The following is a 19,591-nucleotide window of genomic DNA, read 5'->3' as shown; positions in this document are numbered from 1 at the left end:
ATACTTATGCGGTCGGCGACCGGAGTGAGACGTATGCCAGATACGGTAGTCGCCGTCGGCCACGACGAGTTGGCCGCGTTGAAGCACGTCGCCTTAGATGGCGGATTGACCGGCCCGGTGAAGGTCTCCTGTGCCGGACTCGCCGGACGTCTCGACGCGTCCAACCAGACGGCGTCACGCCGCCTCCAGCGACTCGACGAGGCCGGCCTCGTCGAACGCGACATCGTCAGCGACGGACAGTGGGTGTCGATAACCGACGACGGCGAGAGCGCGCTCCGGGGGGAGTACGCCGACTACCGCCGAATCTTCGAGGACGACTCCGAACTCACCCTCACCGGCACCGTCACCAGCGGGATGGGCGAAGGCCGCCACTACATCTCGCTTTCGGGCTACATGGAGCAGTTCGAAGAGCGGTTGAGCTACGAACCGTTCGCGGGGACGCTCAACGTCGAACTCACCGACGAGTCGGTTCGGACGCGCGCCGGGATGGCGAACCTCGACGCCGTTCCCATCGACGGGTGGGAGGACGACGAGCGGACGTTCGGTCCGGCGGCCTGCTACGCCGCGACGGTCGAACGCGGAGAGTCGACGTACGAGGCGGCTCACATCATCGTCCCCGAGCGGACCCACCACGACGAGCGCCAACTGGAGATCATCGCCCCCGAGAAGCTCCGGGACGTGCTGGCGCTGGAAGACGGGTCGACGGTCACCGTCTACGTGGAGGACGCCTGATGACGCAACGCGCGAGCGACGACGCGGGCGCGAGCGCGAACGGCGGCGTCCGCGCCGCCGTCGACGCCTTCCGGAACGGAGACCCGGTGCTCATCCACGACTTCGACGACCGAGAGGGCGAGACGGACATCGTCTACCCCGCGGGCGCGGTGACGCCCACGGCCGTCTCGCACCTGCGGAACGACGCCGGGGGGCTGGTCTGCACCGCGTTCTCTGACGCCGTCGCCGACGCGGTCGGCCTCCCCTTTCTCGACGACGCGCTCGACCACCCGAGCGCCGGTGACCACGACCTCAGATACGACAGTCGGTCGTCGTTCTCGCTGCCGGTGAACCACCGCGACACGTTCACCGGCATCACCGACGAGGACCGCGCGCTGACCATCACGAAACTCGCGGAGGCGGCGACCGCGGTCGAGGCCGTCCCGGCGAGTTACGGGCCCGAGGAGTTCGCCGCCGAGTTCCGCTCGCCCGGCCACGTCAACCTGCTCCGCGGCGCGCCCGACCTGCTCGCCGACAGACGCGGACACACCGAACTCGGTCTGGCGCTCGCCGCCGAGGCCGACCTCCCGGCGGCCGTCGTCGTCTGCGAGATGCTCGACGACGAGAGCGGGCGGGCGCTGTCACCGGCCGATGCCCGCGCCTACGCCGACCGACGCGGGTTCGTCTACCTCGAAGGCCAGCAGTTGGTCGAGGAACTGGCGTAGTCGAACGCTGGCTCGATATCCTCCGTTCTCACCGCTCTCGCCAGCTATGCGTCGGCTTCCACCCGAGTATTCGTCTCGCCTTCGACGTGTCGACGAGGCTCTCGTGGCCGGAGAGGTCGCCTCGCGTCTCGACAGCTGGATACAGTTCGGCCACCAGCTCGGTCGTCGGGAGGTCTACCGTCGTCTCCGCCGCCGCCGCCCAGAACGCCTCGTAGCCACCGAACTCGGCTTCGATACAGCGACGAAAGAGGTCTGCGAGGTCGTCGAGGTGGACGTACGCGAACAGCGTGTTCCGCGCCGAGTGAAAGAAGGGCGCGTCCCGAATCGCGTCGAGCGAGCGGTCGGCGTCGACCAGCGCGTCCCGCAGCTGTTCGTCGTCCATGGCGATGGGGAAACGGACCGCGCTCACGCTCGCGGGCCCCGCGTTTCGGCGGGCGATTCCTTCGGCCGTCCGTTCGAGCACGTGCTTGCCGAGCGCGTACGGGTCCCGCGGGTCGACCGGATGCGACTCGTCGACCGGGAGGTAGTCGAGGCGAACCGGGTCCGGGTCGAACCCCGCGCCGAGCGCGCTCATGCTCGACGCGACGGCGACGCTGTCGATATCGAGGTTCTGAGACGCTTCGAGCACGTGGTACGTCGACATCACGTTGCTCTCGAAGGTGACGTGGCCGGGACCGGTGTCGGGGCGCGGAACCATCCCGAGGTGGACGACGCCGTCGGCGTCGCTCGACGCGAGCGAGCCGTACACTTCGCCCGCGTCGAGGAGGTTCGTTCGGCGATACTCGTCGGCGAGCGACTCGCGCCGCGACCCGCGGCTGAGATTGACCGTTCGGTAGCCGCAGCCGCGTAACTCCGCGAGCACGGCGCGACCGACCTGTCCGTTGCCGCCGGTGACGGCGACAGTCTCGATGGTCATAGCTCGGAGTGCGGTTCCCGCCCGCAAAACCCCTCCTACCGACAGACCGACGGCCGGAGGATAGACCATGAAGAATACGGGGTGTTTTATACACTCACCCGCGAATGAGGCCACCATGAGCTTCGACGAGATGGACGTTGACACCATCTGGATGAACGGCGAGTTCGTCGACTGGGACGACGCGAAGATTCACGTGCTGTCGCACGGCCTCCACTACGGGACGGGCGTTTTCGAGGGCGTTCGCTGCTACGACACCGAGAACGGACCGGCCATCTTCCGCTGGGAGGAGCACCTCGAACGGTTCTACGACTCCACGAAACCGTACGAGATGGAGATTCCGTACGAACCGTCCGAACTGACCGAGGCGACGCTCGAACTCATCCGCAGACAGGACCTCCAGAGCTGTTACATCCGGCCGATCGCGTACTACGGCTACGACTCGCTGGGCGTGAGCCCCGGCGACTGCCCGACGGACGTCACCATCGCGGCGTGGCCGTGGGGCGCGTACCTCGGCGAGGAGGCGCTGGAGAACGGTATCGAGGTGATGGTCTCCTCGTGGCGCAAGCACGCCTCCAGCCAGATTCCGACGAACGCGAAGACGACGGGGCTGTACGTCAACAGCCTGCTGGCCGGCGAGGAGGCGCGGCGCAACGGTTACGCCGAGGCTATCGTCCTCAACAAGGAAGGAAACGTCGCCGAGGGTCCGGGCGAGAACATCTTCCTCGTCCGCGACGAGACCATCTATACGCCGGGGCTCTCCCAGAGCATCCTCGACGGAATCACCCGCGACACGGTCATCAAACTGGCCCGCGAGCGCGGCTACGAAGTCGACGACACGGCGACCATCAGCCGCGGCGAACTCCACACCGCCGACGAGCTGTTCTTCACCGGCAGCGCCGCCGAGGTGACGCCGATTCGGCAGGTCGACAACGTCGAGATCGGCGACGGTTCGCGCGGTCCCGTCACGGAAGAACTGCAGTCGGCGTTCTTCGACCTCGTCGAGCGGCGGACCGACGACCACGACGAGTGGTTCGACTACGTCTGAGGAGAACAGAGCGAACAGGCGAGACTCCCGTCGTATCCGTGTGACGCGCCGGGAGTTCTCGCGCACCCGCCTCGGTCCCGACGCGGCGGCGGTTCAGCGCACGCGGGGTGTTGCCCCGGCATCACGTTTCAACCTACGCAGCGACGACGCCGGGCGTCGGGCCGTCACCGCCGAACTCGCCGCGGTTCAGTCGTCGTTCGACCGCTGGATGTCGTCGACGGAGACTTCGTCGATGACGTCGATGTCGATGCCGGGGTCGGACTCCTCGCCGAACCCGGCGCTGAGGATGCGCGTCAGCGCCTCCTCGACGCGTTCGTCGGTCTCTTCGACTCGATCTTCGTCGACTTCGACGACGAATCCGGAGGTGATGTTCGGGGCGGTCGGGAGAAAGAGGACGACCCGACCGTCGTCGGTTCGTTTGCCGGTCTTGAACGCGGTCATGCGCATGCCGTTCCACGTCTCGATACGAACCGGTGTTTGGAGTTCTTCGGTGCCGGTGAGTGCGGTTTCGACCGCGAGTTTGGAGGCGTTGTAGAGAACGCGAATCAGGGGTACTTGGTTCATCGCGGCGTCGATGCCGTCTTCGACAAGTCGGCCGAAAGTCGTCCGCATGAGGTAGCCGACCGAGAAGACGAGCAACAGGAAGATGGCGAGAATCGTCAGCACGGCCATCCACTCGTACTGCATCTGTCCGACCAGATACTCGATGACCGGCAGGTCGGCGATCTGCTGGTAGAACCAGTTGAGGACGAGGAGGATAACCAGAAGCGGAGTGAGGACGACGAGACCGCTCGCAAAGTCGCGTTTCCACGTGGACATTCTCGCTCGCTACTCCGTCCGGTGGGGTTAAGAGGTCTTCTACCGAGTTGCCGCGTCGTCGCGTCGCGTTTCGCGTCGATCCGCCCGTCGCCTCAGATGCCCGTGATAGCGCGGAGGGCGAACAGCGCGTTCTCCTTGCGCTCGCGGACTCGCCGGTAGAAGTACGAGAACCACTTCCCGCCGTAGGGAGCGTACTGCCACACCTCGTAGCCGTCGTCGGCGAGGTCGCGCTGGGCCTCCTCGCGGACGCCCATCAGCATCTGAATCTCGAACTCGGTGCCGTACTCGTCGTGGAGGTCCGTCGCGTACTGAATCATCGCCGGGTCGTGGCTGCCGACGGCGATACCGCCGTCGAACTCCTGAAACATGAACTCCAGATTCTCGCGGTAGGACTCGTCGACGTCGGCTTTGTCGGTGTAGGCGATCCCCTCGGGTTCGTCGTACGCCCCCTTGACGAGGCGGACCTTCCCGGGGACGTCGACCAACCGTTCGAGGTCGGTCCGCGTCCGCCGGAGGTTCGCCTGCACGCAGACGCCGACGTTGCCGCCGGTCGCCTCCGCGAACGTCTCGTACGCGGCCAACGTCGCGTCGGTCGTGTCGTGGTCCTCCATGTCGACCCAGACGAACTCGTCGTATTCGGCCGCCGCGTCGGTGATGCGTTCGAGATTCTCCCGGAACACCTCCTCGCCGACGTCGAGGCCGATCTGGGAGGGCTTGACCGAGATGCAGGCGTCGAGGTCCGTGCGACCGAGGTCGGCCAGGAGGTCGACGTACGCGTCGGCGTCGGCGTCGGCCGGTTCTCGGGTGTCGTAGTGTTCGCCTAACAGGTTGAGGATGACCTTCACGCCGTCGACGTTCGTCCGGCGGGCGTGTTCGAGCGCCGTCGCTGGCGTCTCGCCCGCGACGAACCGACCGGCGATGGGCGGAATCATGCAACCCAGTTGCGACCACCCAGTTATCAGCGTTATCCTCTCAGCCCGGGCGGCGACCCGACAGAAGAGGGGTTAAATGCCGCCCGTGAGTGGTCGCAGTATGGTCATCTCGTACCTGGTCTCTGCGGTCTGGTCGATGCTGCCCGCCTACGTGCCGAACAACGCCGCCGTGCTCTCCGGCGGCGGCGACCCCATCGACGGCGGCCGGACGTTGGGCGACCGCCGACTGCTCGGCGACGGGAAGACGTGGCGCGGGACCGCCGTCGGAAGCGTCGTCGGCGTGCTCCTCGCCGTCGGTCTCAACCTCGTCCGCGAGCGCGCCGAGAGACGATTCGGCGTCTCGCTGCCGGAGTTCAGCCTCGGCGGGGCCGTCGGTCTCTCCCTCGGCGCGATGCTCGGCGACATCGCGGCCTCGTTTCTCAAACGTCGAAGCGGACGTGAACGCGGTGCGTCCTTCCCGCTTCTCGACCAACTCGACTTCGTCGTCGGCGCGCTCGGACTGGCGAAACTTCTCTCGCCGGCGTGGTTCTCGCGGACGTTCACCCCGGGTCGAATCGTCGTCGTCGCCGTCGTCACCCCGGTGTTTCACCTCGTGACGAACGGCATCGCGTATCTGCTCGGGCTGAAAGACGAGCCCTACTGACGCACCTTTTTGCTGCGGAGGGTGCGCTCTGCGCACCCCCACTTGCAAAAATCTGTCTTCGTGAGCGAAGCGAGACCGAAGGTCTCGCAGGCCATGCGGGTGACTCGCGGGTCGCCCGCAGACGAAGCGAAGGAAGGCTCGGGAGAGCTCCGCTCTCCCGGTGCACCAAAAAGCCCGCTCGCTCGTTCCGCTCGCTCGCGGCTCAGAAACTCGCTTCTGACCGCGACCGTCCGCCGCCAACCGGCCCGTTTATCACGCTCGGCGAACCCACAGCGACCAATGACGAAAGCGGAACTCATCGCGGCGCTTCGCGACGCGGAGGCGGTCCAGTTCGGCGAGTTCGAACTCTCCCACGGCGGGACGAGCGACTACTACGTGGACAAGTACCTGTTCGAGACCGACCCGCGATGTCTGCGCCTCGTCGCGGAGGCGTTCGCCGAACACGTCGGCGACGAGAAACTCGCGGGCGTCGCCCTCGGCGCGGTACCGCTCGTAGCCGTCACCTCGGTCGAGACGGGTCGGCCCTACGTCATCGCGCGCAAGAAGGCGAAGGAGTACGGAACCGCGAAACGCATCGAGGGCCGCCTCGACGAGGGCGAGGAAGTGCTGTTGCTCGAAGACATCGCCACGACCGGACAGAGCGCCGTCGACGCCGTCGAAGCTCTGCGCGACGCCGGGGCGAACGTCGACCGCGTGCTCGTCGTCGTCGACCGCGAAGAGGGCGCTACGGAACTGATGGCCGAACACGATATCGAACTCCAGTCTCTGCTGACCGCGACCGACCTGTTGGCCGACCGGTAGGCGACGCGTTCGGGTCACGCGGGGCAGCCGCCCGAGAACCATACTCGTGCGCAAAACTCGCCTCGAAGATATCGAAGTGTTCATAGTTGTGCAAACGCGAAACGCGGGGTATGAACAGAGCCGAGAAGGCCGCCCTCCAACTGCAGGCGGTCGCTGTCCTCCGTATGCTCAAGGAGACGCGCACGTACGACGAGCTCTCGTCGGTGACGGGGCTTCCGGCCGGTGACCTGAACCGGTACGTCAACGGTCACGTCCTCCCCGGGAGCGAGCGCGCACGCGAAGTCGTCGAAGGCGTCGGTCGCGACGCTCTCTCGTCGGAACTGGAAGCGCGCGTCCGCTTCGACGACGAGGGGTACGTCGACAACTCCGGCGTCGTCTTCGACCAGTCGTTCCTCGACCTCGTCGCGCCCGTCGCCGCCAACAGTTTCGGCTTCGAGCGCCCCGACGTGATACTCACCGCCGCCACCGACGGCATCACGCTCGGCGCGGCGATGGCGCGCTACTTCGACGCCCGCCTCGCCTACGCCAAGAAGTCCAAAGAGACCGCCGTCGAGGAGTTTATCGAGTCGCGCCAGCGTCTCGCCTCCGGCATCGAACTCACCTACTACCTCCCCGCGAGCGCCCTCTCGTCGGGCCAGCGCGTGCTCGTCGTCGACGACCTGATTCGCTCGGGCGAGACTCAGGAGCTGCTCCTGGACATCGCCAAACAGGCCGACACCACCGTGACCGGCGTGTTCGCGCTCATCGGCGTCAGCGACAAGGGACTCGGCCGCGCCAGAGAGCTCACCGACGCGCCCGTCGGCGCGCTGACGACGCTCGATTAACGAGTTCTGCCGACGTTTCGGACCGCCGACATCCACATCGGTGCACAACTGTGCACGAATGGATGGCAATTCTTAAGTTGATAATGCATCATCGACCAACATGGGGTTACTGGATTCGTACTTCGAATTCGAGGAGCACGGGACGAACTTACGAACGGAGGTTCTCGCGGGGATAACGACGTTCCTGACGATGAGCTACATCGTCGTGGTCAACCCGCAGATTCTGAGCGCGGCCATCGACGTGCAGAACCGAACCGACGCGCAGACGATACAGATGCTCGCCGTCGTGACGCTCATCTCGGCGGCGGTGGCGACGTTCGTCATGGCGCTGTACGCGAAGCGACCGTTCGCGCAAGCGCCCGGGTTAGGGTTGAACGCCTTCTTCGCGTTCACCGTCGTGTTGGGGCTCGGAATTCCGTGGCAGACGGCGCTGGCCGCCGTCGTCGTCGAAGGGGTGCTGTTCATCGCGCTCACCGCCGTCGGTGCGCGCGAGTACGTCATCGAACTCGTCCCCGAACCCGTCAAGTTCGCCGTCGGCGGCGGTATCGGCCTCTTCTTGGCCATCATCGGGTTGCAGGCGATGCGCGTCGTCGCCGGCGACTCGGCGACGTTCGTCACGTTCAATCCCGTCTTCGCACAGGACCCCGTCGCCATCATCTCGGTCGTCGGCCTGTTCTTGACGTTCGCGCTCTACGCCCGCGGCGTCCGCGGCTCTATCATCATCGGCATCGTCGCCACATCGGTTCTCGGATACGCGGCGTCGGCGCTCGGTTACAGCGCCTACGCCGCCGACCAGGCACCGCAGGGAACGACGCTCGCGGCGTCGTCGCTCGTCGGCGACACGACGCTCACCTACGACGTCGCGGGCTACGACATCACCCCGCTCGTCGGCGCGTTCCTCGAAGGGCTGTCGAACGTCGACGCCCTCGCCTTTTCGCTCGTCGTCTTCACGTTCTTCTTCGTCGACTTCTTCGACACCGCCGGAACGCTCGTCGGCGTCAGTCAGGTCGGCGGTTTCCTCGACGACGAGGGGAACCTCCCCGACATCGACCGACCGCTGATGGCCGACGCCGTCGGCACCACCGTCGGCGGGATGCTCGGCACCTCCACGGTGACGACGTACATCGAGTCCTCGACGGGCGTCGAGGAGGGCGGTCGGACCGGGATGACCGCGCTCGTCGTCGCGCTCCTGTTCCTCGCCTCGCTGGCCGTCGTCCCGCTGGCGGCGGCGATTCCGATGTACGCATCTCACATCGCGCTCGTCGTCGTCGCGGTGCTGATGCTGCGTAACGTCGTCGACATCCGGTGGAACGACATCACCCACGCCGTCCCCGCCGGGCTGACCATCCTCGTGATGCCGTTTACGTTCTCTATCGCCTACGGTATCGCCGCGGGCATCATCTCCTATCCGCTCGTCAAAATTGCCGCCGGGGAGCGCCGCGACGTGTCCGTCGGCCAGTGGATTCTCGCAGGCGCGTTCGTGCTGTACTTTTTCGTCCGCACGAGCGGCCTCCTCGCCGGGCAACTGTAGCAGCGGTTGTAGCTGACAACCGACAGACAGTAGCGCGTTCCCGTCGACGCAAACACCAACTTTCATAGCGGCGACGACTAATCGAGGGCCATGGATATGCCCTCCAGACGATGGATTCTGCGAGCGCTCGTGGCGTTCGCAGTCATCGGCCTGTTCGTCCCGGCCGGAATCGCGGCCGTGACGCACGACTCCGGCGACGAGACCACGTTACAGCGCGGGACGGTGACCGAACGCGCGAACGGGTCGACCGTCGTCAGCGTCCAAGGATTCCACTTCCAAGGCGAAGGGAACAAGAAGAAACCCGCCCGTCTCGTCTCCGTCGACGAACGCGGCGAGACCGAGTGGGTGTACGACGGCGACGAGCGCGGCGCGACGTGGTTCTACGACGTCGACCCGCTCGACAACGGCAACCTGTTCGTCGTCTCGACGCGTCCGGGGAAGACGCTCGTCTACGAACTGAACCCCGAGACCAAAGAGCGCGTCTGGCAGGAGGAGTTCGACATAGAGGACACCCACGACGCGACGATGCTGAACGACGAGGAGATCGCCGTCGCCAACATGCGACAGTGGAACGACTCCGCCGGCCGCAGCGACGACCGCGTCTTCATCTACAACCGCACGACCGACGAGATAACCTGGGAGTGGTACTTCCGCGACCACTACGACGTCAACACCGACGGCGGGATGAGCGACGACTGGACGCACGTCAACGACATCGAAGCCGTCGGCGACGAGCATTTCCTGCTGTCGCCGCGGAACTTCGACCAGGCCATCCTCGTCAACCGCACCAGCGGGGATATCGACCTCCGACTCGGCGAGGACGACAACTACGAGATACTGAACGAGCAGCACAACCCCGACTACTTGGAGAGCGAGGACGGCAACCCCGTCATCCTGGTCGCCGACTCCGAGAACCACCGCGTCGTCGAGTACGAACTGATAGACGGCGAGTGGGAGCGGACGTGGGAAGTCGGCGAAGGCCAGTTGACGTGGCCGCGCGACGCCGACCGCCTGCCGAACGGCAACACGCTCATCACCGACACGATGAACCACCGCGTCATCGAGGTGACGCCGGAGGGCGAGATCGTCTGGGAGTACTACGCGACGTGGGGGCCGTACGACAGCGAGCGAGTCGCCCACGGCGGCGGGTCGAACGGCCCGACCGTCAGCGACATGGACGCGGAGGGGAGCTACGAACTCTCCGGCAGCGCCGGCCTCGAACCGGGCGAGGGCGACCGCGTCTCCTTCAGCAACTGGGTCGTCGGACCGTTCCTCGACACGCCGCTGGAGGAGCCCGTCAGCGAGTTCGCCACGATGTGGAGCCACCTCACGCCGTGGATTCGACCGGTGTGGCTCTCCAGTTGGGACTTCGTCTACAGCGTACTCGGTGCGCTGCTCCTCGTCGGCTGGGGCGCCGCCGAACTCGTCGTCAACCGCGGCCACATCCGCCGACACGTCGCCGCGACGAGACAACGGCTGGAGCTGTAGCGCGACCGAACGCGACCGAACACGACCGAACGTAACCGAATACGGCCGAACGCGGCCGACGCGACTGGACTCCAGTGTGCGCGCCCGCCGCACGCTCCCAGTGGGCTTTACCTTCCTGCGACCGAACGTCCGCCGATGTCTAACCTCGTACTGTACGAACTGGAGGGCTGTCCCTTCTGTACGAAAGTGAGGAACAAGCTCGCGGAACTCGACCTGGAGTACGAGTCGCGGAAAGTGCCGCGCTCGCACTCCGAGAGAACCGAAGTGAAGGAAGTCAGCGGACAGACTGGCGTTCCGGTGCTCGTCGACGAGATGCACGACGTTCACGGGATGCCCGAGAGCGACGACATCGTCGCCTACCTCGAAGAGACATACGGCTCGGCGAGTTGAACCGCGAGCGAACGAAGTGAGTGAGCGGCTTTTTGGTCCAGATTTTTGCACCGAGCGGTCCGCTTCGCGGACCCGAGGTGGAAAAAGGTGGACGTCGACTGCCCGAGAGCGACGACATCGTCGCCTACCTCGAAGAGACGTACGGCTCGGCGAGCTAGCTCCGGACTCACCACTCGACGCCGCGGGCCATCTCGTAACTCCGCCTGACGAACGGCAGCAGCGACTCGAGTTCGTCCGGCGAGATGCACACCGTCGCCCACGTCTCCACGATACCCGTCTCGCCGCGGAACGGGTCGGCGAACCACTCCTTCTCCAGCGCCTCCCGCGCCTCGCTCGTGAGGTCCGTGAGCGCCAAGCGCATCCCGTCGACGACGGCGAACGGTCGGTCGCCGACGCAGTACGTCGCGTAACCGTTGCGATGGCTGATGCGGACGCCCGGCCACGAGAGGACGAGGTTCTCGAACGCCTCGCTCAGCCGTCCCGACCGCTCTGCACTCGGGTAGACCATGTGTCGACGTACGCTACGCGCGGAGAAGAACTCGCCGACGGTCCGCCGTTTGGCGGTCCGGTCGATTGGCGGTCCGGTCGGTTGGCGGTCCGGTCGGTTGGCGGTCCGGTCGGTCGGCGCTCAGTCCGCGGGTTCGTCGGCGCGTTCGCGGATGAGGTCACGGACGTCGTCCGGGTCGTTCATCGCTTCGAGTTCGTCGCAGCCGACGAGGGCGGTCCCTTCGACGGAGTCGCGCTTGGCGCGCTTCTCGACGAAGTAGACCGAGCGCGTCCGCGTGACCGCACCGAGCGACGACATGATGCGGGCGCGCTTCTCGGCGGAGCGGGTGAACGCCGAGTGCCCCGTCAGGAGGTTCTCCTCGCTGCTGCCGCTGTCCTCGCCGACGGCTTTGAACGGCGCGCGCGCGGTCGGATGCATCTCGAAGCCCGCGCGGGTGAGCACGGTGACGACGTGGGCGTCCTCGGGGTCGGCCTCGGGGTCCTGCGGCGTCGGGTCGGCGTCGCGCACCTCGTCGGCGCCGTCGAGTACCGAGACGGGCGTGCTGAACGGCTGCTCGAACAGTTCCTCGAGCTGGATGGCGACGTCGATGCTGGCGTTCATCCCGTCCTCGTACTTCGAGACGGTCCGCCGGGAGACGCCGAGTTCGGAGGCCAGACGGCCGAGACTCCACCCGCGACGCTCGCGTTCGTCGGCGAGCAGGTCGCCGTCGATGTCGACGTACAAGCCGCCGGGAGCCGCGTAGATGAGCGGCGGCACCTCCTCGATGAAGAGGTCGTACGCCGTGTCCGGATTGAACACCGGGACGCCGTGACGGAAGTACACCACGCCGGGCTTGAGGTCCTCGTCGCGGGTCCGCAGGCCGAGCACCATCGGCGTCGCCGAGAGGTAGTTGCCGAGGCGACGCATCTCCGCGCCCGTCACGGCGTCGAACGCGTCGATGTTGCCCAGAATCTTGAGGAGGAGGAGGTCCTCGCCGCGGCGGGCGGCGAGGTCGAAGCTCTTTGGGCGCACGGCACAGCGCTCGCTGACGACGAAGTCCGCGTCGCGCAGCATCGCGGTGACGTTACCCACCAGAGCGGAGCGGGACATGGGGGGTAATAGGCCTGTCCTCGTACATAGGCGTTTCGCCGACCACCCTCTCGCAGTCGTCCGATTACTTTCGTGCATGACCGATAGCATTAAGTGGGAGACGACGAGGCGAAAGCGGGATGTAGACCCCCCGACAATCGCCGGCTAGTGACGGTCATCGGCCTCGACGACACCGACTCCCGCGAGCGGGGGATGTGCACGACGTACGCGGCGACGCTCGTCGCCGACGCGATTCGGGAGGCGGGCGGGCGCGTCGAGCGGCGACTCCTCGTGCGGCTCAACCCCGCCGTGAGGCACAAAACCCGCGGTAACGCCGCGTTGGCGCTCCACACGGACGTCGCGCCGGAGACGGCGATGGACCTCGCCGCGGACGTCGTCGACCGGTTGGCCGTCGGCGACGACCCGCGAACGAGTCCGGGCGTCGTCGTCGCCGACGGCGACCCCTCGGCGGTTCCCGAGCCGGTTCGGACGTTCGCCCGCGACGCGGTCCGCGACTTCCACGCAACCGACCGCGCCGTCGAACTGGCCGAGGCGGCGGGGTATCGACACCGCGGGTGGAGCGGCGGCCGGGGACGCATCGGCGCGCTCGCGGCCGTCGGCGCGTGGGCGGCGTTCGACGAGTGGACGTACGAACATATCTCCTACCGCGAGTTCGACCGCTGCGGCACGCCGCGCGTCGTCGACGACGACTCCGTCTTCGCGGCCGCCGAGGCCGCCTACCCAGACGCGTGGGACACGGTCGACACCGAGGAGCGACAGGCGGTCTGCGTCCCGAACGCCCCGGGTCCGATTCTCTACGGCGTCCGCGGCGACGACGCCGACGCGGTCCGCCGCGTCGCAGGCGACATCGAGAGCGAACCGACCGAGCGGACGGCGCTGTTTCTGACGAATCAGGGGACCGACGCCCACCTCCGGTCGGGAGCGCTCGACTCCGTCGAAGATGGCCGTGCCTACCGCCTCGACGGCCGGGTGTACGACGCGCCTGAGACGCGCGTCGGGGGCCACGTGTTCGTCACCCTCGCGGACGAGCACGGGGAGACCTTACCCTGCGTCGCCTTCGAACCGACGAAGCGGTTCCGTGACCGAGTTCGGGCGCTCCGAGTGGGTGACGAACTCACCGTCTGCGGCGAGGTGTCGGACGGGACGCTCAAACTCGAGAAGTTCGCCGTTCGGGGGTTGAACCGGACCGAGACGGTCGTTCCCGACTGCCCGGAGTGCGGAAAGCGGATGAAGAGTGCCGGCCGAAATCAGGGGTATCGCTGTCGGGCATGCGGGACGAAGAACGCGGGGAAAACCGAACGGGAGGTGCAGCGCGACCTCGAAGAGGGCTGGTACGAAGTGCCGCCTTGCGCGCGACGCCACGTCGCAAAACCGCTGATCAGAGGAGGGTTCGACGCCCCGACTCACCCCGAGCGGTAAGGCGACCCGAACCGGAGACAACGCCGCATACCGTCGGTTCCAGCGGATACATCCGAGATTACGTCGTAGTAAATACAACCGTACACTCGGTAGCGAGTCGATAGTAAAGACCGGGGGTGTAGACGTACTATCCGTGACAAACGAGTGGAAAACCCCTCCGGAACTCTCGTGGTTGTTCGAGGTCGACCACGTCATCTCGCCGAGCAGTTTCGGTCCGGACCGCTGTACGCTGTTCCCCGCGGACGCGACGGACGAGGAACTGCTCACCACGTGGGTGTCGGCGGACGAGGGTGCGTACGTCGCTCTCGACGAGATGCTCTGAGCGGCGCTGTTACGTCGGGTTTCGGGCGACGAACAGTCCCGTGTCCGTAGTGACGCGAAAGGCGCCGTCGCCCGTCTGGGCTCGACGAGACGAGCGAGCGCGTCGCCTTCGGGGGTCGACCGCCTCCCGGCGGTGTTACTGTTTCAACCCACTCCCCGTGAGCGGGACGACTACGTCGTCGTCGGCGTCGAGGACGCCGCGTTCACGGTACGCGCGGAGCGCGGCGGGCGCGACGGCGCAGGTCGGTTCGGTGTAGAAGCCGGCGCGGTGGAGCGCGTCGAGTTCGTCGGCGACGACCGACTCGCCGAGCGCGATGGCGTCGCCGTCGGTGTCGTCGATGGCGCGGAGAATCGCCTCACGCTGGACAGGCTCTCGAATCTGGATGCCGTCGGCGACGTCGTTGCTCCCGCCCGCGTCTCTCCCGTGGAGTTCCGTCGCAATCGGCGCATACCCCGCCGCCTGCGCGCCGAGCAGTCGCGGCACGCGGTCGGTCCACCCGGCGTCGTAGAGGGCGCGAAAGCCGTAGTAGGCACCGAGGAACAGCGTTCCGTGACCCAGCGGCGTCACGACGGCGTCGGGGACATCCCAGTCGCGCTGGAGCGCCGTCTCGTAGGCGAACGTCGCCGTCCCGGCGAAGAAGGCGGGGTTCCACGCGTGGCTGGCGTACCAGCCGTCGCCGGAGTCGACCGCCGAGAGGCAGGCGTCGGTCACGTCCTGTCGAGAGCCCTCGACGCGAACCGGCGTTCCGCCGGCGCGCTCGATGGCGCGGAGTTTCGACTCCTTGACCGACGCGGGAACGTAGATTTCGGCGTCGATGCCCGCGCGGGCGGCGTAAGTGGCGATCGCTGCACCCGCGTTACCCGAGGAGTCCTCGACGACGGTGTCGACGCCGAGTTCCGCCGCGCGCGACAGCGTCGTCGTCGCGCCGCGGTCTTTGAAACTCCCGGTCGGAAAGACGTACTCCAGTTTGAACTGCGCGTTCCACTCGTCGGCGTCGACGAGCGGCGTCAGTCCCTCGCCGAGCGACACTCGACGCTCGACGGGCAGAAACGCCGAAAACGACCACAGTCCGTCGCGGGCGTCGAACGAAGACGGGTCGGGGGCGGGACCGTCGGGGAGCGGTCGCTCGGCGAAGTCGAGCGGGTGGCCGCACTCGCAGCGCCAGCGGTCCTTGTACGTTCGGCCGCAGTCGTGGCAGGAGAGGTGAGTCGGCATACACCCGTAACGGCAGCCTACATACCAGTAACTGGCGGTTTTTGGTGTTGTAGGCGGGGCGTAGTCGGCGCTAGGTCGCTAGACGGTGTCGACGTTCACGCCCACCGAACAGACGTACTCGCCGGAAGCGACCTGCGGGAGGCGGCGCGAGCGCCAGAAGATGCCCGCGTTGTCGGCGGTGACCCGGCCCTTCAGTTGCCCGAACACGTCGGTCACCTCGAACAGCGTCTCTCCGGCGGAGACGCGGTCGCCGAGGTCGCACTTGAAGTCGACGAGGCCGCCGGCGGGCGACCCGTACTGGTCGAACCCGCCGGCGCGGGTCTGCGGCTCCGAGTCGGCGTCGCCGTCGAGGAAGCCGTAGCCGTGGAGCACGTTGAAGATGCCGCGGACGCCGAGTCGGATGCTCTCGTCGTCCCACCCGACGCAGCCGCCGAGTTCGGGGTCGACCGTGGGAATCCCCTCGTCGGGGCCCGCGCGGGCGAGCTGGCCGTCCGGGCCCTTCTGGTCGAGGATGTAGCCGCAGCCGAACGTCTTCGCCAGTTCGAGACACTCGCGGTGGAGGCGGTGTCGCGGACCGCAGCGGACGCGGACCTCGTTTATCATCCGGCTCGTCGACCCCTGGTGGAGGTCGAGGATGAGGTCCGCGCGCGTCGCCGCCTCGAACGTCGCCGCCGCGATGCGCTCGGTCGACGTGCCGTTCTCGTCGCCGGGGTACGCCCGGTTCATCTTCGTGTCGTCGATGGGGTTGCGATGCTGGGCGACCTGAAAGGCGTAGTAGTTGACGATGCCGACGACGAGTATCGTTCCGGATAGCTCCGCCGGGTCGATCTGCGGAATCGCCCGCTGGACGACGCCGACTCCGTTGAGTTCGTCGCCGTCGCTCGCTGCCTGAACGTAGAGCGTCTTGCCGTCGCGTGCGCCGTTTACCACTGCGACGGGCAGTCCCACCGAACTGCCGTCGCGTGCCTCACCGATTTCCAGTCGGCCCGTGTCGAACTCGCCGGGGGCCGCGCTCGCAGTTCCGAGCGTCGTCGTCATTGGTCGAAGGACGGACGCACCTACCTTTAGGGGTTCGGTCCCCGCGTATCGGACGGGAAACGCGCCTCGGAGGCGGTCGGTTACTCCAAAACTTTATCATATACGTTATCTAACAAAAGACCAATGCGTGCCGAGGGCCGAAGTCGCGGAGAGGAGTCGGTAGACCCGCTCCGAGGGAAGCTGATGCAGTTGAAGAGCCGGGGCTGCAATCTCCTCGTCACGGGGGCAGTGTCGGAGTCGGTGACCGCCCGAGCGACCCAGCGACTGCTCGGGTCGCCGGTGGAGGACCGCAAGCGACTCGTGACGCTGACCGAGGCGCCGACGAGAGGCGTCGACGCCCGGCTCCCTATCGGCGTCTCCGCCGACGACGCGGACGTGAGAGTCGTCGAACGTCGGCGCGCCGACCGGTCGACCGCCGAGCGTGCCGGACACGACGTATCGGACGGCGACACGGAGCTCCGCCGTCTCGAACGCGACATCTCGCGCGCCATCGACTCGTTCGACGACGGGAGTGGATTCGCCCCGAGCGAGCTTCGGCTCTCGGTCGATTCGCTGGGGACGCTCTCGGAGACGTACGAGACGCCGCAGGTCTGCGGCTTCCTCCGTCGAGTCTGCGACGTCGTCGAAGACAGGAAAGGGATGGGCCACTACCACCTATCCCTCCCGGACGACAGTCCGCGAGTCGACCAGTTCGAGCACGTGTTCGACGCGCGCATCGAGCTCCGTCAGCGCGAACCGTACGGCCCCGAACAGCGGTGGCACGTCCCGGGCTACGGGACGACGGGGTGGATACAGATATGAGGGGGAAGCCGTGAGCACGCTCCGCTGCGTCTCGTTGAACGGGCGGGACGGTATCCGCCTCGTCGACAGTATCGAGAACGCGCGGTTCGAGCTGTACACGCCCGAACCGGTCGTTCCGCGGCAGGCGGGCCCCTCGGCGTTCTGTTTCCCGGTCGGCCTCGCGGTCGAACTTCGCACGACCTCGCTTCGCCTGCCGAAGTTGGCAGGGGTGATCGTACGAACCCAGGACGGACGGACCGTCACGCAGTCGATGAACCGCACCGGCCTCTCGCTCGACGCCGACGCCTACGACGTCGAGGTGACGACGGCACCGATGAAGCTGTTCGTCGCCGTCGACGACGCCGTCTCGATACGCTACGGCGAGCGGAGCACGACGTTCGAGTTCGACGGTCCGACGCGCGTCTACGTCGGCGCACGGTCGTTCCACGAGCGGCCGGCCGGTACCGTCGTGACGCCGGACGACCCCGAGGAGACGATGCGCGCCGTCTCGCTGCTCGGGTCGGCGTTGAAGACGACGACGCCGGAGCGGTCGTTTCCGACGCTTCGGGGCCACCCGCCGCTCGTCGAGCGCGGGGAAACGTTCGACGCCCCCGACCGCCTCGAAGCGCCGGAGACGGGCGTGACGCTCGTTCTTCCCCCGGAGCGCTCGGCGGTGTACGCCAGCGCGCCGCTGGCGTACTACCTCGGAGCCACGGTCGTTCCCGGGTCGGAGGCGCGGCTCGACGTCGCCGGCCGGTCGTTCCCGCTCGCACCCGACGGCGACGTCGAGCGCGAGCTCGGGCGGACGCTCCGGCAGGTGTTCTTTCTGGACTGTCTCACGCGGACGGAGGGGTACTATCCCGTCGACCTCCACGAGCGGCACGCCGTCGAGACGGCGTTCGACGTCGCGTTCGCCTCGCTGTACGAGTTGCCGCTGGACGAACAGCTCGCGGAGTACCTCTCGATGCCGTTCGAGGACCTCGAACCGTACCTTCCGGCGTGGAACCTCACGACGGACGTCCGGCCGACCGCGGAGAACGTCGAGATGCTCCCGTTCGTCGCCAACGACCTCTCGTTGGTTCGGTGTCCCGACCGACTGTCGCTCACGCCGCCGGAGCCCGAACCGAGGGCGGTGACGGATTTCTTCCGCCGAACTACCCGCGCACCGGCCGCGAGCGGGACGAGCGAAACGCTCGTCCGCGGCGCGTCCGACGCGGCGGAAACCGAGGAGATAGTCCACCCGCGACCCGCGGACACGGTCGAACACGCCTGGGTCGGTGAAGGGTTCCCGCTCGGGGCGAGCAAGGCGACGGCGGCGTCGTACCGCCGCCGCCTCGAACGCGACGTCTCCGGACGGACGAGCATCGACATCACCGTCGTCTGCAACGACGAGCAGATGCGCGAGGAAGGAGTCGTCGCCGAGCTGTACGGCCTCAGGGACCTGTTGCAGTTCGAAATCGACATCCGGTACGACCTCACCCGCGAGGAGCTGACCGAGGTGCTCTCGCGGCCGACGAACTTCCTGCACTACATCGGCCACGTCGACCACCGCGGGATGCAGTGCGTCGACGGCTTCCTCGACGCGCAAGAGCTCGACGACGTGGCCGTCGAGTCGTTTCTGCTCAACGCCTGCAGTTCGTACAAGCAGGGCGAGGCGCTGGTCGAACGCGGAAGCTACGGCGGCGTCGTGACGCTCTCGGACGTGACGAACACGACGGCGACGAAACTGGGACAGACGCTGGCGCGGTTGCTGAACTGCGGGTTCACGCTCCGGTCGGCGCTGACGATAGCCCAACAGGAAGTGTTCACCGCGAACCGGTACATCGTCCTCGGCGACGGTGGGTTGTCGCTGTGTCAGAACGAAAGTGGGGTTCCGAGTGTACTCCACCTCGACCACAAGCAGGCTGACGACACGTACGAAATAGAGATAGAGTACTATCCGGCGAAAGCCTACGACTTGGGTTCGCTGGCAAAGCCGCTCATCAGCGCGACCGACAAGTACTATCTGGCGACTGGCTCTATCGGAAAGTTCGAGGTGAGCGCCGACGAAACCGAACGGTTCCTGAGAATGGAGCGGGCGCCAGTGAAAATCAACGGTTCGCTTCGGTGGAGCGACGAGTTCTGTACGAACCGCGACGAGTAATCACGGACCGTTGATGCAGATCGAGTGGTTCGCCGCCACGGCTCCCGCCTGCGAGAGCAGGAGGGTCATCGTGAACAGGACGCCGATCATTCGCGGGTGGTCGCGCAGGTAGCTTGCGATTGGGTGGTCGCTCATGTACATCCGCTACGACACGCGGTGGTGAAATTTAATTAACTAAAATAATCTTATAAATGTATAGTGCTAAAAACTCATACACTTCCCGGCTGTGAGTTTCGCCGTCAGCGACCGAAA

Annotated in this window: 21 protein-coding genes; 13 read left to right on the top strand and 8 right to left on the bottom strand. The window is 66.6% G+C overall.

All coding sequences use genetic code 11. The annotated features are described in order from the left end of the window. The first annotated feature begins 33 nt into the window (after nt 1-33). Together FCF25_RS08505 and ribB are read left to right on the top strand one after the other, a co-directional pair. Entirely contained in the window at nt 34-732 is a 699-nt protein-coding gene (locus tag FCF25_RS08505) for a DUF120 domain-containing protein (RefSeq protein ID WP_117593110.1), read from the top strand. After that, a complete protein-coding gene (ribB, locus tag FCF25_RS08500) occupies nt 732-1,436 on the top strand; it encodes a 3,4-dihydroxy-2-butanone-4-phosphate synthase (protein ID WP_137048183.1) in 705 nt (234 codons plus the stop codon). The genes FCF25_RS08505 and ribB overlap by 1 nt, the downstream gene beginning before the upstream one ends. 28 nt (nt 1,437-1,464) lie before the next feature. Here the strand turns inward: ribB and FCF25_RS08495 are convergent, their stop codons facing one another. Beyond that, a complete protein-coding gene (locus FCF25_RS08495) occupies nt 1,465-2,352 on the bottom strand; it encodes an NAD(P)-dependent oxidoreductase (RefSeq protein ID WP_137048181.1) in 888 nt (295 codons plus the stop codon). A 115-nt stretch (nt 2,353-2,467) separates the two neighbouring features. Between FCF25_RS08495 and FCF25_RS08490 the strand changes: the two genes are divergently transcribed. Then, nucleotides 2,468-3,397, top strand: a complete 930-nt coding sequence (locus FCF25_RS08490; RefSeq protein ID WP_137048179.1) for a branched-chain amino acid transaminase — start codon at nt 2,468-2,470, stop codon at nt 3,395-3,397. 186 nt (nt 3,398-3,583) lie between these two features. Here FCF25_RS08490 and FCF25_RS08485 read toward each other — a convergent pair whose 3' ends face one another. Both FCF25_RS08485 and FCF25_RS08480 read right to left on the bottom strand, forming a co-directional pair. Next, nucleotides 3,584-4,216 (bottom strand): DUF502 domain-containing protein, encoded by a 633-nt coding sequence (locus FCF25_RS08485; RefSeq protein ID WP_117593125.1) that lies wholly within the window; start codon nt 4,214-4,216, stop codon nt 3,584-3,586. A 92-nt stretch (nt 4,217-4,308) separates the two neighbouring features. Continuing rightward, nucleotides 4,309-5,148: a proline dehydrogenase family protein gene (locus tag FCF25_RS08480; RefSeq protein ID WP_137048177.1), complete on the bottom strand. Its 840-nt coding sequence runs from the start codon at nt 5,146-5,148 to the stop codon at nt 4,309-4,311. A 100-nt stretch (nt 5,149-5,248) separates the two neighbouring features. Here FCF25_RS08480 and FCF25_RS08475 point away from each other — a divergent pair, with 100 nt between their 5' ends. The 6 genes from FCF25_RS08475 to FCF25_RS08450 all read left to right on the top strand — a co-directional run bounded on the left by FCF25_RS08475 (nt 5,249) and on the right by FCF25_RS08450 (nt 10,825). Further along, nucleotides 5,249-5,791: a CDP-2,3-bis-(O-geranylgeranyl)-sn-glycerol synthase gene (locus FCF25_RS08475; RefSeq protein WP_117593132.1), complete on the top strand. Its 543-nt coding sequence runs from the start codon at nt 5,249-5,251 to the stop codon at nt 5,789-5,791. A 279-nt stretch (nt 5,792-6,070) separates the two neighbouring features. Continuing rightward, nucleotides 6,071-6,592, top strand: coding sequence for an orotate phosphoribosyltransferase (gene pyrE, locus FCF25_RS08470; RefSeq protein WP_117593135.1), 522 nt, complete (start codon nt 6,071-6,073; stop codon nt 6,590-6,592). Between the two features lie 110 nt (nt 6,593-6,702). Further along, the gene (locus tag FCF25_RS08465) at nt 6,703-7,416 is read left to right on the top strand and encodes a phosphoribosyltransferase family protein (RefSeq protein ID WP_058580571.1); all 714 of its coding nucleotides are present in this window, start codon (nt 6,703-6,705) and stop codon (nt 7,414-7,416) included. Between the two features lie 100 nt (nt 7,417-7,516). Further along, nucleotides 7,517-8,947, top strand: a complete 1,431-nt coding sequence (locus tag FCF25_RS08460) for an NCS2 family permease (RefSeq protein ID WP_137048176.1) — start codon at nt 7,517-7,519, stop codon at nt 8,945-8,947. 90 nt (nt 8,948-9,037) lie between these two features. Next, nucleotides 9,038-10,435, top strand: a complete 1,398-nt coding sequence (locus FCF25_RS08455; RefSeq protein WP_117593140.1) for an ArsR family transcriptional regulator — start codon at nt 9,038-9,040, stop codon at nt 10,433-10,435. A gap of 135 nt (nt 10,436-10,570) precedes the next feature. After that, the gene (locus FCF25_RS08450; RefSeq protein WP_137048174.1) at nt 10,571-10,825 is read left to right on the top strand and encodes a glutathione S-transferase N-terminal domain-containing protein; all 255 of its coding nucleotides are present in this window, start codon (nt 10,571-10,573) and stop codon (nt 10,823-10,825) included. Between the two features lie 166 nt (nt 10,826-10,991). On the opposite strand, the gene FCF25_RS08445 is transcribed toward FCF25_RS08450, so the two are convergent. Continuing rightward, on the bottom strand, nt 10,992-11,333 hold the full coding sequence (locus FCF25_RS08445; protein ID WP_117593144.1) for a luciferase family protein: 342 nt from the start codon (nt 11,331-11,333) through the stop codon (nt 10,992-10,994). 120 nt (nt 11,334-11,453) lie between these two features. Continuing rightward, the gene (locus FCF25_RS08440; RefSeq protein WP_117593147.1) at nt 11,454-12,422 is read right to left on the bottom strand and encodes a transcriptional regulator; all 969 of its coding nucleotides are present in this window, start codon (nt 12,420-12,422) and stop codon (nt 11,454-11,456) included. Nucleotides 12,423-12,569: 147 nt separating this feature from the next. Here FCF25_RS08440 and FCF25_RS08435 point away from each other — a divergent pair, with 147 nt between their 5' ends. Continuing rightward, a complete protein-coding gene (locus tag FCF25_RS08435; RefSeq protein WP_137048172.1) occupies nt 12,570-13,841 on the top strand; it encodes a tRNA(Ile)(2)-agmatinylcytidine synthase in 1,272 nt (423 codons plus the stop codon). A gap of 133 nt (nt 13,842-13,974) precedes the next feature. Then, complete coding sequence (locus tag FCF25_RS08430; RefSeq protein ID WP_137048170.1) at nt 13,975-14,163, top strand: hypothetical protein; 189 nt, start codon at nt 13,975-13,977, stop codon at nt 14,161-14,163. Nucleotides 14,164-14,298: 135 nt separating this feature from the next. On the opposite strand, the gene FCF25_RS08425 is transcribed toward FCF25_RS08430, so the two are convergent. Both FCF25_RS08425 and FCF25_RS08420 read right to left on the bottom strand, forming a co-directional pair. Continuing rightward, nucleotides 14,299-15,378 (bottom strand): pyridoxal-phosphate dependent enzyme, encoded by a 1,080-nt coding sequence (locus FCF25_RS08425; protein WP_137048168.1) that lies wholly within the window; start codon nt 15,376-15,378, stop codon nt 14,299-14,301. A gap of 78 nt (nt 15,379-15,456) precedes the next feature. Beyond that, nucleotides 15,457-16,416 carry a succinylglutamate desuccinylase/aspartoacylase family protein gene (locus FCF25_RS08420; RefSeq protein WP_117593156.1) on the bottom strand — a complete coding sequence of 320 codons (960 nt, stop codon included), beginning with the start codon at nt 16,414-16,416 and terminating at the stop codon, nt 15,457-15,459. 123 nt (nt 16,417-16,539) lie between these two features. On the opposite strand from FCF25_RS08420, the gene FCF25_RS08415 reads away from it, so the two are divergent. After that, nucleotides 16,540-17,217 (top strand): hypothetical protein, encoded by a 678-nt coding sequence (locus FCF25_RS08415; RefSeq protein ID WP_117593158.1) that lies wholly within the window; start codon nt 16,540-16,542, stop codon nt 17,215-17,217. A 10-nt stretch (nt 17,218-17,227) separates the two neighbouring features. Then, nucleotides 17,228-19,339 carry a caspase family protein gene (locus tag FCF25_RS08410; RefSeq protein WP_254425849.1) on the top strand — a complete coding sequence of 704 codons (2,112 nt, stop codon included), beginning with the start codon at nt 17,228-17,230 and terminating at the stop codon, nt 19,337-19,339. On the opposite strand, the gene FCF25_RS15940 is transcribed toward FCF25_RS08410, so the two are convergent. Next, nucleotides 19,340-19,474, bottom strand: coding sequence for a hypothetical protein (locus FCF25_RS15940; protein WP_256360024.1), 135 nt, complete (start codon nt 19,472-19,474; stop codon nt 19,340-19,342). Nucleotides 19,475-19,591 lie beyond the last annotated feature (117 nt).

It is taken from the genome of Haloprofundus sp. MHR1, from assembly GCF_005155585.1.
Lineage (GTDB): Archaea > Halobacteriota > Halobacteria > Halobacteriales > Haloferacaceae > Haloprofundus > Haloprofundus halophilus.
Note: the sequence above shows the minus strand (reverse complement) of the source record. Positions and strands in the feature narration are given on the sequence as shown.

What these genes read in the sequence shown, in the direction of transcription:
- FCF25_RS08465 (WP_058580571.1), top strand. Translation starts at nt 6,703, where the DNA reads ATGAACAGAGCCGAGAAGGCCGCCCTCCAACTGCAGGCGGTCGCTGTC.
- FCF25_RS08495 (WP_137048181.1), bottom strand. Translation starts at nt 2,352, where the DNA reads ATGACCATCGAGACTGTCGCCGTCACCGGCGGCAACGGACAGGTCGGT.
- FCF25_RS08420 (WP_117593156.1), bottom strand. Translation starts at nt 16,416, where the DNA reads ATGACGACGACGCTCGGAACTGCGAGCGCGGCCCCCGGCGAGTTCGAC.
- FCF25_RS08505 (WP_117593110.1), top strand. Translation starts at nt 34, where the DNA reads ATGCCAGATACGGTAGTCGCCGTCGGCCACGACGAGTTGGCCGCGTTG.
- FCF25_RS08425 (WP_137048168.1), bottom strand. Translation starts at nt 15,378, where the DNA reads ATGCCGACTCACCTCTCCTGCCACGACTGCGGCCGAACGTACAAGGAC.
- FCF25_RS08455 (WP_117593140.1), top strand. Translation starts at nt 9,038, where the DNA reads ATGGATATGCCCTCCAGACGATGGATTCTGCGAGCGCTCGTGGCGTTC.
- FCF25_RS08460 (WP_137048176.1), top strand. Translation starts at nt 7,517, where the DNA reads ATGGGGTTACTGGATTCGTACTTCGAATTCGAGGAGCACGGGACGAAC.
- FCF25_RS08445 (WP_117593144.1), bottom strand. Translation starts at nt 11,333, where the DNA reads ATGGTCTACCCGAGTGCAGAGCGGTCGGGACGGCTGAGCGAGGCGTTC.
- FCF25_RS08480 (WP_137048177.1), bottom strand. Translation starts at nt 5,148, where the DNA reads ATGATTCCGCCCATCGCCGGTCGGTTCGTCGCGGGCGAGACGCCAGCG.
- FCF25_RS08450 (WP_137048174.1), top strand. Translation starts at nt 10,571, where the DNA reads ATGTCTAACCTCGTACTGTACGAACTGGAGGGCTGTCCCTTCTGTACG.
- FCF25_RS08490 (WP_137048179.1), top strand. Translation starts at nt 2,468, where the DNA reads ATGAGCTTCGACGAGATGGACGTTGACACCATCTGGATGAACGGCGAG.
- FCF25_RS08440 (WP_117593147.1), bottom strand. Translation starts at nt 12,422, where the DNA reads ATGTCCCGCTCCGCTCTGGTGGGTAACGTCACCGCGATGCTGCGCGAC.
- ribB (WP_137048183.1), top strand. Translation starts at nt 732, where the DNA reads ATGACGCAACGCGCGAGCGACGACGCGGGCGCGAGCGCGAACGGCGGC.
- FCF25_RS08475 (WP_117593132.1), top strand. Translation starts at nt 5,249, where the DNA reads ATGGTCATCTCGTACCTGGTCTCTGCGGTCTGGTCGATGCTGCCCGCC.
- FCF25_RS08415 (WP_117593158.1), top strand. Translation starts at nt 16,540, where the DNA reads ATGCGTGCCGAGGGCCGAAGTCGCGGAGAGGAGTCGGTAGACCCGCTC.
- pyrE (WP_117593135.1), top strand. Translation starts at nt 6,071, where the DNA reads ATGACGAAAGCGGAACTCATCGCGGCGCTTCGCGACGCGGAGGCGGTC.
- FCF25_RS15940 (WP_256360024.1), bottom strand. Translation starts at nt 19,474, where the DNA reads ATGAGCGACCACCCAATCGCAAGCTACCTGCGCGACCACCCGCGAATG.
- FCF25_RS08485 (WP_117593125.1), bottom strand. Translation starts at nt 4,216, where the DNA reads ATGTCCACGTGGAAACGCGACTTTGCGAGCGGTCTCGTCGTCCTCACT.